11 protein-coding genes are annotated in these 14,162 nt (G+C 52.0%); all 11 read left to right on the top strand.

What is annotated here, in order from left to right; genetic code table 11:
- Nucleotides 1-180: 180 nt before the first annotated feature.
- Nucleotides 181-2,664 carry a ferrous iron transport protein B gene (gene feoB, locus G604_RS0108690; RefSeq protein ID WP_028910224.1) on the top strand — a complete coding sequence of 828 codons (2,484 nt, stop codon included), beginning with the start codon at nucleotides 181-183 and terminating at the stop codon, nucleotides 2,662-2,664.
- 178 nt (nucleotides 2,665-2,842) lie between these two features.
- Complete coding sequence (queC, locus tag G604_RS0108685; protein WP_028910223.1) at nucleotides 2,843-3,496, top strand: 7-cyano-7-deazaguanine synthase QueC; 654 nt, start codon at nucleotides 2,843-2,845, stop codon at nucleotides 3,494-3,496.
- Nucleotides 3,497-3,573: 77 nt separating this feature from the next.
- Entirely contained in the window at nucleotides 3,574-4,152 is a 579-nt protein-coding gene (locus G604_RS0108680; RefSeq protein ID WP_036905077.1) for a hypothetical protein, read from the top strand.
- Between the two features lie 78 nt (nucleotides 4,153-4,230).
- Nucleotides 4,231-4,896, top strand: a complete 666-nt coding sequence (locus G604_RS0108675) for a B3/4 domain-containing protein (RefSeq protein WP_028910221.1) — start codon at nucleotides 4,231-4,233, stop codon at nucleotides 4,894-4,896.
- 724 nt (nucleotides 4,897-5,620) lie between these two features.
- Complete coding sequence (locus G604_RS0108670; protein WP_028910220.1) at nucleotides 5,621-6,982, top strand: Na(+)-translocating NADH-quinone reductase subunit A; 1,362 nt, start codon at nucleotides 5,621-5,623, stop codon at nucleotides 6,980-6,982.
- A gap of 3 nt (nucleotides 6,983-6,985) precedes the next feature.
- Entirely contained in the window at nucleotides 6,986-8,158 is a 1,173-nt protein-coding gene (locus G604_RS0108665) for an NADH:ubiquinone reductase (Na(+)-transporting) subunit B (RefSeq protein WP_028910219.1), read from the top strand.
- Between the two features lie 17 nt (nucleotides 8,159-8,175).
- Nucleotides 8,176-8,826 (top strand): FMN-binding protein, encoded by a 651-nt coding sequence (locus G604_RS0108660; RefSeq protein ID WP_028910218.1) that lies wholly within the window; start codon nucleotides 8,176-8,178, stop codon nucleotides 8,824-8,826.
- Nucleotides 8,827-8,828: 2 nt separating this feature from the next.
- On the top strand, nucleotides 8,829-9,458 hold the full coding sequence (locus G604_RS0108655; RefSeq protein ID WP_028910217.1) for an NADH:ubiquinone reductase (Na(+)-transporting) subunit D: 630 nt from the start codon (nucleotides 8,829-8,831) through the stop codon (nucleotides 9,456-9,458).
- Nucleotides 9,459-9,474: 16 nt separating this feature from the next.
- A complete protein-coding gene (gene nqrE, locus G604_RS0108650) occupies nucleotides 9,475-10,083 on the top strand; it encodes an NADH:ubiquinone reductase (Na(+)-transporting) subunit E (RefSeq protein WP_028910216.1) in 609 nt (202 codons plus the stop codon).
- Nucleotides 10,084-10,089: 6 nt separating this feature from the next.
- Nucleotides 10,090-11,361: an NADH:ubiquinone reductase (Na(+)-transporting) subunit F gene (gene nqrF, locus G604_RS0108645; protein WP_028910215.1), complete on the top strand. Its 1,272-nt coding sequence runs from the start codon at nucleotides 10,090-10,092 to the stop codon at nucleotides 11,359-11,361.
- Nucleotides 11,362-11,554: 193 nt separating this feature from the next.
- Nucleotides 11,555-14,149, top strand: a complete 2,595-nt coding sequence (locus G604_RS0108640) for a transglycosylase domain-containing protein (protein WP_028910214.1) — start codon at nucleotides 11,555-11,557, stop codon at nucleotides 14,147-14,149.
- The last annotated feature ends 13 nt before the right edge of the window (nucleotides 14,150-14,162 follow it).

Genomic DNA, 14,162 nt, shown 5'->3' with positions numbered 1-14,162 from the left:
TTTTGTAGAATATTAGCCCCGCGTTTTGTCATTTTATTTATTATTCATCATTCATAAAGGCGTTCAAGAAGGTTAGCATCCCCATTAATAGGTATTCCTTGGGATAATCAACACTTTGCAACACAGTTGTAAAAAATATTTTGTACCTTTGCGGCGTAAAAAAATAATATTGAGATTTAAATGAGACTATCAGAACTCCAGACGGGCCAGAAGGCCGTCATTACGAAAGTTATGGGTCACGGTGGGTTCCGCAAACGCATCATCGAGATGGGTTTCATCAAGGGAAAGACCGTTGAGGTATTGCTCAACGCACCGTTGAAAGATCCTGTGAAGTACAAGATTATGGGTTATGAGGTTTCACTCCGTCATAGTGAAGCCGATCAGATAGAAGTTGTCTCCATGAAGGAGGCGAAAGAATTCCAGAAAGAACTCAACCAACGTGCCGCTGCCCTCCAGGACCAAAAAATCATCGACTCTCAGGATCCTGACGAGCAGGCTATCACCGATAAGCAGTGGGCGGAAGTTGCCGAGAAGAAACACAAGGTCATCAATGTTGCCCTTGTCGGTAATCCGAACTGCGGCAAGACCTCTCTCTTCAACTTTGCCTCTGGTGCCCATGAGCGTGTCGGCAACTACAGTGGTGTCACCGTAGATGCCAAGGAGGGGCATGCTGAGTTTGAGGGTTACAAATTCAATCTCGTTGATCTTCCGGGCACTTATTCCCTTTCCGCCTACAGTCCCGAGGAACTCTATGTCCGCAAGCAGATCATTGAGAAGACACCGGATATCATTATTAATGTCATCGACTCCAGTAATCTTGAGCGTAACCTCTACCTCACGACACAGCTCATCGACATGCACCTGCGCATGGTCGTGGCGCTGAACATGTTTGATGAGAGCGAGAAGCGCGGTGACAATGTCAACCTCGACAAGCTCAGCGAGCTCTTCGGTCTGCCGATGGTGCCGACGGTCTTCAAGAGCGGCAAGGGCGTGAAGGAGCTTTTCCATCAGGTCATCGAACTCTATGAGAGTACGGAGGACAGCAATCCCCATTTCCGCCATATTCATATCAACCATGGTCATGAGATTGAGAACGGTATCCATGAGATCCAGGACCACTTGAAGAAGGAGAAGAACGATATCCGTTACCGTTACTCTACCCGTTACCTCGCCATCAAACTGTTGGAGAATGATAAGGAAGTGGAGAAATTCGTTGCTACCCTCCCCGACGCCAAGGAGATCTTCGCCCATCGTGACGAGGCCGCGCGCCGTGTGAAGGAAGAGACGGGCGATGACAGTGAGACAGCTATCATGGATGCCAAATACGGCTTTATCCACGGCGCCCTCGAGGAAGCCGGCTATGAGACGGGCCATAAGAAGGACAACTATCAGACGACGCACGCCCTCGACGCCATCCTGACGAATAAGTTCATCGGCTTCCCGATCTTTATCCTCATCCTCTTCATCATGTTCACCGCCACCTTCGTCATCGGACAGTACCCGATGGACTGGATCGATGCCTTCGTGGGCTGGCTCGGTGACGTCATCAGTAAGGGGCTCCCCGACGGACCGGTGAAAGCAATGCTCGTCGACGGTGTCATCGGCGGTGTGGGATCCGTCATCGTCTTCCTTCCGCAGATCCTTATCCTCTACTTCTTCATCTCCTTCATGGAGGACAGCGGCTATATGGCCCGTGCCGCCTTCATCATGGATAAAATCATGCACAAGATGGGTCTGCATGGTAAGTCGTTTATCCCATTGATCATGGGCTTCGGCTGTAATGTGCCCGCCGTGATGGCAACGAGAACCATCGAGAGCAAGCGCTCCCGCCTGGTGACGATGCTCATCCTTCCGTTGATGAGCTGCTCGGCCCGCCTGCCGATCTACGTGATGATCATCGGTACGTTCTTCGCCGTGAAATATCAGAGCCTCGTGATGCTCTCCTTATATTTAATAGGTATACTGATGGCTGTCGTCATGAGTCGTGTGTTCTCCAAGTTCCTCGTCAAGGGAGAGGATACGCCGTTCGTCATGGAGCTGCCGCCCTACCGCTTCCCGACGTGGAAGGCTATCGGCCGACATACCTGGGAGAAAGGTAAGCAGTATCTGAAGAAGATGGGCGGTATCATCCTCGTGGCTTCTATCATCGTATGGGCCCTCGGCTACTTCCCGCACAACGAACAGTTGAGCAAGCAGCAGCAACAGGAGCAGAGCTACATCGGACAAATCGGACATGCCGTTGAGCCCGTCTTCCGTGCGCAAGGCTTCGACTGGAAGCTCGATATCGGACTGATCGCCGGTGTCGGTGCCAAGGAGATTGTTGCCTCGACAATGGGTGTCCTCTACAGTAATGATGACAGTTTCGCCGACGACACGAGTTATAATGACGCCGGTGGCAAATATGAGCTCCTCCGTAAGAAGATGACGAAGGATCTCGCCAAAGCCGACGGCATCAGCATCGAACAGGCAAAGCCCATAGCGACACTCACAGCCTACTGTTTCCTGCTCTTCGTGCTCCTCTACTTCCCCTGTATCGCCACCATCGCGGCTATCAAGGGAGAGACGGGATCCTGGAAATGGGCCGGCTTCGCCGCCGTCTACACGACATGTCTAGCGTGGATCGTCTCAGCCGTCGTATTCCGGGTAGGGTTATTGTTCCTATAATTAATCCCATTGTAGGTGGCCGCCATGTTGCGGCCACGCACCCACATTGAACGGAACATAAGTAATTATTTTACTTCATATTTCCCCTCTTCCTTGCGTGGCCGCAACATGGCGGCCACCTACAAAAGGATTTATGAATTATACATTAAAAAAGATAGAAATCAAATACAAAAACATAATGAAAGATTCTGTAATTATCGTCAGCGGAGGTATGGACTCCATCACCCTCCTCTATGACAAGAAAGATGAGATCGCTCTGGGCATCAGTTTCGATTATGGCAGCAACCACAATGCCCGGGAGATTCCCTTTGCCAAGATGCACTGTGAACGCCTCGGCATCAAACATATCACGATTCCCTTGGACTTCATGCACCAGTATTTCAAGAGCAGTCTCTTGGAGGGTGCCGACGCCATCCCCGAAGGCAACTACGACGAGGAGAATATGAAGTCGACGGTCGTACCGTTCCGCAACGGAATCATGCTCTCCATCGCCGTGGGCATCGCCGAGAGCCACGGACTGAAGCGCGTGATGATCGCCAACCATGCCGGCGACCACACGATCTATCCAGACTGCCGTCCGGAGTTCATCGACGCCATTGACACTGCCGCCAGTGCCGGCACTTACATCCACGTTCGTGTGGACGCTCCTTACACCAATATCACCAAGGCTGACATCGCCCGCATCGGCAAGCGCCTCGGCATCGACTATACCGAGACATGGAGCTGCTATAAAGGCGGTGAGAAGCACTGCGGCAAATGTGGTACCTGCCGTGAGCGCAAAGAGGCACTCCGTGAGGCCGGTATCGAAGATCATACGGAATACGAAGCATAAAATTCCGTATTTTTGTTTCCTACTTGAATAAAATATATTATCTTTGCAAACAAAAAGATAATATATTTTATTTAAACATGCAATTTAGAAATCGAAAAATCACACTTGGCATCCTCTCCGGTGCCATTCTGTCCTCCGCCTTATTCTTCACGGGCTGCGGCACGGCACAGAAAACGGCAACGGCTCCCGTTGCCAAGGATACCCTCTCCATCAGCGATATCCAGAATATGCCTGACGCTGCCAAGGGCGATGTGCTCTCTATCAAGGACGCGCTGCTCATCCTCGACGGCAAGCTCGACCGCAAGACCGTGATGAAGAAATACGGTTACCAGTATAAAGCCAGCTACGAGGTGAGTAGACTGGCAAAATACACGAATCTCTACTACCGCCACTGCACGCTGCCTCGCCAAATCCGCGATGGTGTCTATGCCGACCTGCCTCGTCCGCAGAAGAAAGGCGTGTCGAGTTATGTGGCCCTGAATGAGAAGATTGAGATCGGCGTCTTCAATAATGCGGCCTATCAGACTCTCGTCGACCAAGTGAAGGCTGCCGGTTTCCAACTCGACCAGCCGGGATACGAGGATGAATTTGTCCGCGGACAGTATCACATCTTCTGTTACGCCGGTGGTAAACGCATAAGAATAGAAAAAGAATAATCCGTCATTCCCTTTGCAGGGGCCGTCCCTTGTGGCGGCCCGCCGTCGGAACGACGGATCTATTAATAAACATTTATGATCAAAGTAATTGTTTCCAAAGAGATTGAGACGGTCTGTCCGAACTTCGTCGGCGCCTGTCTCGACGCAGAGGTAAAAAACAGTCCCTACTGTCAGCCGCTGTGGGACGAGATCAACGCCCTTGGCGAGCATTATCGGGAGACACTGACGACGGAATCGCTGAAAGATATCTCCGGCATCGCCGCCACCCGGAAGGTCTACCGCGCCTGCGGCAAGGACCCCTCACGCTACCGCCCTGCCTCAGAAGCCCTCATCCGCCGCATGCTGAAAGGCAAGGAACTCTATCAGATCGACACGCTCGTAGACCTCATCAACCTCGCCAGCATCGCCTACGGTTACAGTATCGGCGGCTTCGATGCCGACCGCTTCGAAGGTGACACGCTGACACTCGGCGTTGGCCGGGAGGGAGAACCCTATGAAGGTATTGGTCGTGGCATGATCAACATCGCCGGTCTGCCCGTTTACCGCGACAGCAAGGGTGGTGTCGGTACGCCGACGAGTGACAACGAGCGTACCAAGATCCAAGCTGCAACGACTCATCTCGTCGTCCTCATCAACGGCTACGACGGTGACGAACAGCATGTGCGTGAGAATGCGGAATATATCCAGCAGCTCCTCCGCAAATATGCTGCCAGCGATGGTGGCGCATATTTCATCTATCGGTAGGGACTTGATTTATCATGTTCCGACTACATCGTGAATAAAAAAACAGAGTAACAGATTTTACATACACTGATCAGCGTGCATAAAATCAGTTACTCTACCCTTCCGCTGACTCTTTTTTGCCTCCTGTTTTTCTCACAGAAAATTGTTATTCTAGGAGAAAATCAAACGTAAATCAGCCTTTTGCTCGGAAAACACCGAAGAAAATTTTGTAAACATCGAGTTTAGAAAATTATCTTTCGTAGATACGAGTCGTAAACACCATCTTTACGAAGCAAATCAACAGCATTTTTCTGCATATTTATTTACTCTGGCGTTCTTTTTACGAATAATATGCGGATAGATATGCATACTAACAACATGCAACAGGGCCAAATTTTCGTATCTTCCTATTAATCAACGAAATAATAATTTCCTTCAAAATTCGCTTATTTCTGACCAATGTTACGTTTCGTGATTTTCCCACCCAAAATAACCCTTTACAAGAGGGCAAAAAAGTGTCAGTGGCAGCATAGAGTAATTGCCTTCCTATAGAATGAGACCATCTGCATCCCTATATTATTTTGTCAACTCCTCCTAACAATCCGTATCACGAAACAAAAAAATATCAATAAAAATAGACTGTTTACTCGCAAAATCGGAAAAAATTTGTTAACTTTGCAAGCAATCATAATCGATGAAATAATTTTCAGCTAAATATTAAGTTTCAAAAACAGATATTGTAGTTATGGCAAATGTAATTAAGTTACGGAAGGGCTTAGACATTAACCTGACGGGAAAGGCCGCGCCACAGGTGACGGCATCCATCGCTACTGATACCATCGGCCTCGTACCGACGGCATTCGAAGGCGTGACCCCGAAGGTCGTCGTCCATGAGGGCGACACCGTCAAGGCCGGTGACGCGCTGTTCGTCAACAAGGCTTATCCCGATGTGAAGTTCGCCTCACCCGTGAGCGGAAAGGTCACGGCAGTGGTGCGTGGTGAGCGCCGTAAGGTGCTCTGCGTGAAGGTGCAGGCTGACAAGGAACAGGTGTATGCTGACTTCGGCAAGAAAGATGTCACGGCTCTCGACGCAGAAGGCGTGAAGAACGCGTTGCTCGAAGCAGGCCTTTTCGGATGGATCAACCAGTTGCCTTACGCTGTGTCTACGAACGCGCAGACGGAGCCTAAGGCAATTTTTGTCTCTGCCCTGCGCGACATGCCGCTGGCTGCCGACTTCGAGGTAGAGCTTCAGGGTAACGAAGAGGCTTTCCAGACCGGTCTGACGGCACTGAGCAAGATCGCCAAGGTGTATCTCGGCATCGGCAGTAAGCAGCAGGCTCCGGCACTGACGCAGGCCCGCGACGTGGAAGTAAACGTCTTCGACGGTCCCTGCCCCGCCGGTAACGTCGGCGTACAGGTCAACCACCTCGATCCCGTCAACAAGGGCGAAGTGGTATGGACCGTTGATCCCTCCGCCGTCATCTTCTTCGGCCGTTTGTTCCTCACGGGAAAGGTCAACCTCGAACGCACCATCGCCGTTGCCGGTAGTGAGATTACAGCTCCTACGTACGTGAAGACGCTGGTAGGCACACCGATGGACAAGATCGTTGAAGGCCGTCTGAAGACAACCGATGATATCCGTATCATCAACGGTAATCCGCTGACGGGTGTCCCCGCGACGGGAGATCTCAAGGAGACTTTCCTCGGCGCCCATACCTCAGAAGTTACCGTTATCCCGGAGGGTGCTCACGCCGATGAGTTCCTCGGCTGGATCCGTCCCCGTACCAACGAGTTCTCTACCAGCCACAGCTATTTCTCCTGGCTCTTCGGCAAGAAGAAGGCTTATAACCTCGACGCACGTATCAAGGGTGGTGAGCGCCACATGATCATGTCGGGAGAATACGACAAGGTGCTGCCGATGGATATCTATGGCGAATACCTCATCAAGAGCCTCATCGCCGGGGATATCGACAAGCAGGAACAGCTTGGCATCTATGAGGTGAGTCCCGAGGACTTCGCCGTCGCTGAGTTTGTCGACTCCAGTAAGCTGCCGCTGCAGCAGATCGTACGCAACGGACTGAACATATTAAGAAAAGAAAACGCATAAATTATGTCATTACGCAAATATTTAGACCATATCAAGCCTAAGTTTGAGGAAGGAGGGAGTCTGCATGCCTTCCAGAGCGTCTTCGACGGCTTTGAGTCCTTCCTCTATGTGCCGAACACGACGGCCAAGAGCGGCGCAAGCATCCATGACGCCATCGACTCGAAGCGTATCATGAGCATCGTCGTCATCGCCTTGATCCCTGCCCTGCTCTTCGGTATGTATAATGTAGGCTACCAGAACTACAAGCTCGCGGGGACTCTCGCCACGGCAGGATTCTGGGAAATCTTCGGCTACGGCTTCCTCGCCGTCCTGCCGAAAGTAATCGTCAGCTATATCGTCGGTCTGGGCATCGAGTTCGCTTGGGCACAGTGGAAGCACGAGGAGATTCAGGAGGGATACCTCGTCTCGGGTATGATCATCCCCTTGATCATTCCGATCAACACGCCTTACTGGATCCTCATCATCGCCATCGCCTTCGCCGTCATCTTCGCCAAGGAGATCTTCGGCGGTACGGGTATGAACATCTTCAACGTGGCCCTCGTCACGCGCGCCTTCCTCTTCTTCTCCTATCCAAGCAAGATGACCGGTGACCTCAGCGTATGGGTCAGCCAGGGAAAGATCTGCGGACTCGGCAATGACCTGGCCGCACAGGCTGATGCCCTCACGGCAGCAACACCGCTGGGAAGTATCGCACAGAACCACCTCGATCAGTTGCCCTCAATCTGCGACAGCATCCTCGGCTTCATCCCCGGCAGTGTCGGTGAGACGTCTGTCATCGCCATCGCCATCGGTGCCGTCATCCTCTTGTGGACCGGCGTGGCCAGTTGGAAGACCATGCTCAGCGTCTTTCTCGGCGGCGGTATCGTCTCCTTCCTCTTCCAGCTCGGCGGTGCCAACCCCATCCCCTGGTATGAGCATCTCGTCCTCGGCGGCTTCGCCTTCGGTGCCGTATTCATGGCTACCGATCCGGTGACGTCAGCACGCACGGAGACGGGCAAATGGATCTATGGCTTCCTCATCGGTGCCATGGCCATCATTATCCGTCTGCGCAACCCCGGTTACCCCGAGGGAATGATGCTGGCTATCCTGCTGATGAACATGTTCGCGCCGCTCATCGACTATTGCGTGGTGGAACACAATATCTCCAAACGTGCCAAGCGCGCCAATAACAAATAAATAAGGAGGAACGAGAAATGAAAACAAACAGCAATTCCTACACGATTATCTATTCTGCGGTACTCGTCATCATCGTCGCCTTCCTCCTGGCCGCCGTCTACGCCGGTCTGAAGGACCGTCAGGATGCCAACGTGGTATTGGATCAGAAGAAACAGATCCTCTACTCCCTGAACATCCGTGACTTCAAGAATGACGCTGACGCAGAGGCTATTTATAATAAGGTGGTGAAACCGGCAACGAAAGAGGGTGAGACCAAGATCACATTCGACAAAGTTGACGGACAGGATATCCTCTACGCCACCATCAACAGACAGCAGAAATACGTCATCCCGATGAAGGGTATGGGCCTCTGGGGCGGCATCTCCGGATACATCGCCATCAACGGTGATAAGCGTACCGTCTTCGGCGCTTACTTCAATCACGAGAGTGAGACGGCCGGCCTCGGTGCCGAGATCAAGGACAACCGCAAATGGCAGGAGCAATTCCAGGGTAAGCATCTCTTCAAGGGTGAAGATACCAACACCATCGCCCTGTCCGTGGCAAAGAAGAAGACAGACGACCAGACACAGGTCGATGCCGTCACCGGCGCTACGCTGACGAGCAACGGCGTGACCAACATGCTCCACGACTGTCTGGGTAAATATACTAAGTTCTTTAACGCGAAATAATCATGGCTTTATTCAGTAAACAAAATAGAGAGGCTCTCATCGAACCACTGAACGCCAACAACCCTATCATGGTGCAGGTGCTCGGTATCTGTTCCTCTCTCGCCGTCACTTCACAGTTGAAGCCGGCTATTGTGATGGGCCTCGCCGTCACGGTGATCACGGCATTCTCCAATGTCATCATCTCCCTGATCCGCAAGACCATCCCGAATCGTATACGTATCATCGTTCAGCTCGTCGTCGTCGCCGCACTGGTGACCATCGTCAGCCAGATCCTCAAGGCCTTCGTCTATGATGTCAGCGTGCAGCTCTCCGTCTATGTCGGACTGATCATCACCAACTGTATCCTCATGGGCCGCCTCGAAGCCTTCGCCATGATGAACAAGCCGTGGCCGAGCTTCCTCGACGGTATCGGCAACGGACTGGGCTACGCCATGATCCTCGTCATCGTCGGCGCTGTCCGTGAGTTCCTCGGACGTGGCAGCCTCCTGGGCTTCACCATCCTTCCGCAAGGACTCTACGACTGTGGGTATATGAACAATGGCATGATGACGATGCCCGCCATGGCACTGATCCTCTTGGGATGTGTCATCTGGGTTCATCGCGCCTTCTTCCAGAAAGAAGAGAAGAAATAAATAAAAGAAAACAACAATGGAACATATTATCAGTCTTTTCTTCCGGTCCATCTTCGTGGACAACATGATCTTCGCATTCTTCCTCGGCATGTGTTCCTTCCTCGCCGTCTCCAAGAATGTCAAGACTTCCCTCGGACTGGGAGCTGCCGTGACGTTCGTGCTCGTCGTCACCGTCCCCGTGGACTATCTGTTGCAGACCAAGGTCCTCGACCCTATGGGACTGGGCTATCTGAGCTTTATCCTCTTCATCGCCGTCATCGCCGGTATCACGCAGATCGTGGAGATGGCCGTGGAGCGCTTCTCACCCTCCCTCTACAGTGCGCTGGGAATCTTCCTGCCGCTGATCGCCGTGAACTGCGCCATCATGGGTGCGTCGCTCTTCATGCAGCAGCGTATCCTCCTCGACCCGTCCAACACGCAGGCCATCACCAACGTGTGGGACTCCATCGCCTATGCCTTCGGTAGCGGTCTGGGCTGGATGCTCGCCATCGTCTCCATGGGTGCCATCCGTGAGAAGATGCAGTACAGCGATGTCCCCAAGCCGCTCCAGGGCCTCGGCATCACATTCATCACCGTCGGTCTCATGGCGATGGCCATGATGTGCTTCAGCGGACTTAAAATTTAAGCGAAAATGGACACAACATTTATTATCAATAGTGTGGGAGTGTTCCTTGCCGTGATCCTCCTGCTGGTGATCATCCTCTTGATCGCCAAGAAATATCTGAGCCCGAGCGGTAACGTGAAGATCGTCATCAACGACGATAAGACCCTCGAGGTGCCACAGGGCAACAGCCTCATGGCAACACTCAACGAGAACGGCATCTTCCTGCCTTCCGCCTGCGGCGGTAAGGCCAGCTGCGGTCAGTGTAAGGTTCAGGTCCTCGAAGGCGGCGGTGAGATCCTCGACTCCGAGCGTCCCCACTTCACGCGCAAGCAGATCAAGGACCACTGGCGCCTCGGCTGCCAGTGCAAGGTGAAGGGCGACTTCAAGATCAAGATCCCCGAGTCTATCCTTGGCGTAAAGGAATGGGAGTGCACCGTGATCAGCAACAAGAACGTCTCCTCCTTCATCAAGGAGTTCAAGGTCGCGCTGCCGCCGGGCGAGCACATGGATTTCATCCCTGGTTCCTATGCTCAGATCAAGATCCCGGCTTACGACTGCATCGACTACGATAAGGATTTCGACAAGAGTCTCATCGGCGATGAGTATATCGGCGCGTGGAAGAAGTTCAACATCTTCTCTTTGAAAGCCCACAACCCCGAGCCGACGGTCCGTGCCTACTCCATGGCCAACTATCCGGCAGAGGGTGACATCATCACGCTGACGGTACGTATCGCTTCTACCCCGTTCCTGCCGCGTCCGCAGGTAGGCTTCCAGAATGTGCCGACGGGTATCGGCTCGTCCTATATCTTCTCCTTGAAGCCCGGCGACAAAGTGCTCATGAGTGGCCCTTACGGAGACTTCCATCCGAACTTCACGTCCGGTAAGGAGATGATCTGGATCGGTGGTGGTGCCGGTATGGCTCCGCTGCGCTCACAGATCATGTATATGACACGCCAGATCCACTGCACGGACCGTGAGATGCACTTCTTCTACGGCGCACGCTCGCTCTCCGAGGCCTTCTTCCTCGAGGACTTCTGGGAACTGGAGAAGGAATTCCCCAACTTCCACATGCACCTCTCTCTCGACCGCCCCGACCCGAAGGCTGATGCCGCCGGCGTGAAATACTATGCCGGATTCGCCGTCAACTGTGTCCGTGATACCTACCTCAAGGATCATGAGGCTCCCGAGGATTGTGAGTATTACCTCTGCGGTCCTCCTATGCTGATCAAGACGGTCACCGACTATCTTGACAGCCTCGGCGTCGATCCCGAGTCTATCATGTACGATAACTTTGGATAAGTAAAAAGAATATCATACTCTAAGGAAGCCATCGAATACAAAGGTATTCGATGGCTTTATTTTTAGTAACCTCCTTCTGTGTCCAAAAACTATAAACAAATTATAAATTTTTCGCGTCTTTGATGGCCGTTTGGCGAGAAAAGCGTATCTTTGCAAAAATATAGTTTGATAAGCAAACACAGTTCTGAACGAAATGAAAAAAATCAAAAAGCTCATTGCCTGGGCATGGGACAAGGCAAAACGGTTCTGGCCCTGGTATAAATCTCTCTATCGCGACAAACCGTGGTGGAAGAAAACGGGCATCGCTATTGCTTCTGTCATCGTGGCCTTCTTCCTCTATCTGGGGGCTGTAGACATCAATTTCCTCTGGCTCTTCGGTAAGAGTCCCGGCTATTTCTCCGGTATCCTTGATCCCGGTGTCCATGAGGCATCAGAGATTTACAGTGCTGACGGAGTCCTCATCGGTAAATATTTCGACGAGAACCGTTCGCCCGTGAAATATGAAGAGATCAACCCCGACTTCTTCCATGCTCTTATCGATACGGAGGATGAGCGATACTTTAAGCGTCCACGTGGTATGGCCGTCGACTTCGTCGGCATCTTCAGTGCCATGAAAGATGCCATCCTGCGCCATGACGGCCGTGGTGCCTCCACCATCTCCCAACAGTTGGCCAAGAATATGTTCCGCGTCCGGTCACAGTATTCCACCGGACTGCTCGGACATGTCCCGGGGCTGAAGATCCTTATCGTGAAGAGTAAGGAGTGGATCATTGCCACAAAACTCGAGACGGTATACAACAAGAAAGAGATCCTGACGATGTATGCTAACACCGTTGACTTCGGTAACAACGCCTACGGTATCAAGACAGCCTCAAAGACCTATTTCAACACGACGCCGAAGGACCTCACGACCGAACAGGCAGCCGTCCTCGTGGGTATGCTCAAAGCGACGAGTTATTATAACCCGAAGACCAACCCGAAAAACAGTCTCCGCCGCAGAAATACCGTTCTCAATAATATGGTTACGCACGGTGACCTTACACGTGCTGCCTGTGACTCTATCTCTCAAATCCCCATCAAACTCGACTTCAAGATTGAGGAGAATTATGACGGACAGGCTAAATATTTCCGTGAAGCCGTCGCATCCTACCTCAAAGACTGGTGCGATGAGAATGGCATGGATCTTTATGCCAGTGGCTTGAAGATCTATACCACTATTGATACGCGTATGCAGAAATATGCGGAAGATGCCGCCCGAAAACAGATGAAGGAGGTGCAGCGGCTCTTCAATGACCACTGGTCCATCCACCGTGACCAGGCTGGCAAAGGCAACTGGCTTGGACAGGAGCCGTGGATTGATGAGAACGGTCATGTCATCCCCGACTTCATCCTGCAGATTGCACAGCGGCAACCATTCTACAAAGCGCTCCTCAACCGTTTCCCGAATCAACCGGATTCCATCAACTACTACTATCGGGAGTGGAAACACCCTGTGAAAGTCTTTGATTATGACAAGGGTGAGGTGACAAAGATCATGACATCGGAAGACTCCATCAAATATATGACAACCTTCATGCACTGTGCGATGGTTGCCATGGAGCCCCAGAGTGGACAGGTAAAAGCATGGGTAGGCGATATCGATTTCGACCACTGGAAATACGACAAGGCTACCGCTATGCGTCAGCCAGGTTCTACTTTTAAACTCTTCGTCTATACCGAGGCCATGAATCAGGGGATAACACCGTGTGATAAACGCCGCGATGAATATATCTCCATGCAGGTTTATGATAAGAAGAAACATGAGATGGTCACCTGGACACCGGGCAATGCCAATGGTACTTTCTCCGGTGACTCGATGCCCCTGAAGAGTGCTTTTGCCAAGAGTATCAACTCTGTCGCAGTAAGACTGGGCCAGGAAGTTGGCATCAAGCGAATCATCGCTACAGCGCAGGCTATGGGTATCACCAGTCCACTCGATGACGAGCCGTCACTGGCCCTCGGATCCTCCGATGTCAACCTCCTCGAACTCGTCAACGCGTATTGCACCGTCGCCGACTACGGTCGTCACCACGCTCCCGTCCTCGTGACAAAGATCGTTGACCATGACGGAAATGTGGTCTACGAGGGGCCGAAGGAAGATAACCAGGTGATCCCAACAAAGAGTGCCCTTCTGATGCAGCAAATGCTCAAAGGTGACCTGACGGAACCAGGTGGTACCGGTTCCGGCCTTCTCGGCTTCGTAGGCAATGTCCATGACACTGATTTCGGTGGAAAGACAGGTACTTCCAACAACCACTCCGATGCTTGGTTCATGGCTGTATCACCCAATCTCGTCGTCGGTGCATGGGTAGGTGGTGAATACCGAAGTATTCACTTCCGTACAGGAGCGCTCGGACAAGGATCGCGAACGGCACTGCCTATCTGCGGTCTCTTCCTCCAGAAACTATTAGCAGACCCCCATTTCCGCCAATATCATGGTAAATGGAGAATGCCCACGGAGGAAGATGATATCACAAAAGATATGTATGAATGTGCAAGTTACGCGCCGAAGCCTAAGGTACAGACAACAACAGCACAAGACTCCACGCAGAATATCGACCTCGATGAGATCGATATGGATGATGAGGATAATCCGGATATCCAAAGGCCCACGGATGCCAATTCTCCACAGGCCGGACAGGTAGGATCTTCTTCGAACACTTCCAACAGCAATGCTTCTTCTGCTGCGCCGGAGAAAAAGAAGAGACATCATCCGACAGAGCAGACTGTCAATTTCGATAATCTCTAAAGAAATTACCGGA

The organism is Prevotella sp. AGR2160 (assembly GCF_000424185.1).
Taxonomy (GTDB): domain Bacteria; phylum Bacteroidota; class Bacteroidia; order Bacteroidales; family Bacteroidaceae; genus Prevotella.
The sequence above is the reverse complement of the archived record's forward strand: the minus strand, read 5'-3'. Positions and strand labels throughout refer to the sequence as shown.

Bases quoted from the DNA above. Each gene is read 5' to 3' on its own strand.
- G604_RS0108665 (WP_028910219.1), top strand. From the start codon at position 6,986: ATGTCATTACGCAAATATTTAGACCATATCAAGCCTAAGTTTGAGGAA.
- G604_RS0108680 (WP_036905077.1), top strand. From the start codon at position 3,574: ATGCAATTTAGAAATCGAAAAATCACACTTGGCATCCTCTCCGGTGCC.
- nqrE (WP_028910216.1), top strand. From the start codon at position 9,475: ATGGAACATATTATCAGTCTTTTCTTCCGGTCCATCTTCGTGGACAAC.
- G604_RS0108670 (WP_028910220.1), top strand. From the start codon at position 5,621: ATGGCAAATGTAATTAAGTTACGGAAGGGCTTAGACATTAACCTGACG.
- G604_RS0108655 (WP_028910217.1), top strand. From the start codon at position 8,829: ATGGCTTTATTCAGTAAACAAAATAGAGAGGCTCTCATCGAACCACTG.
- nqrF (WP_028910215.1), top strand. From the start codon at position 10,090: ATGGACACAACATTTATTATCAATAGTGTGGGAGTGTTCCTTGCCGTG.
- feoB (WP_028910224.1), top strand. From the start codon at position 181: ATGAGACTATCAGAACTCCAGACGGGCCAGAAGGCCGTCATTACGAAA.
- queC (WP_028910223.1), top strand. From the start codon at position 2,843: ATGAAAGATTCTGTAATTATCGTCAGCGGAGGTATGGACTCCATCACC.
- G604_RS0108640 (WP_028910214.1), top strand. From the start codon at position 11,555: ATGAAAAAAATCAAAAAGCTCATTGCCTGGGCATGGGACAAGGCAAAA.
- G604_RS0108660 (WP_028910218.1), top strand. From the start codon at position 8,176: ATGAAAACAAACAGCAATTCCTACACGATTATCTATTCTGCGGTACTC.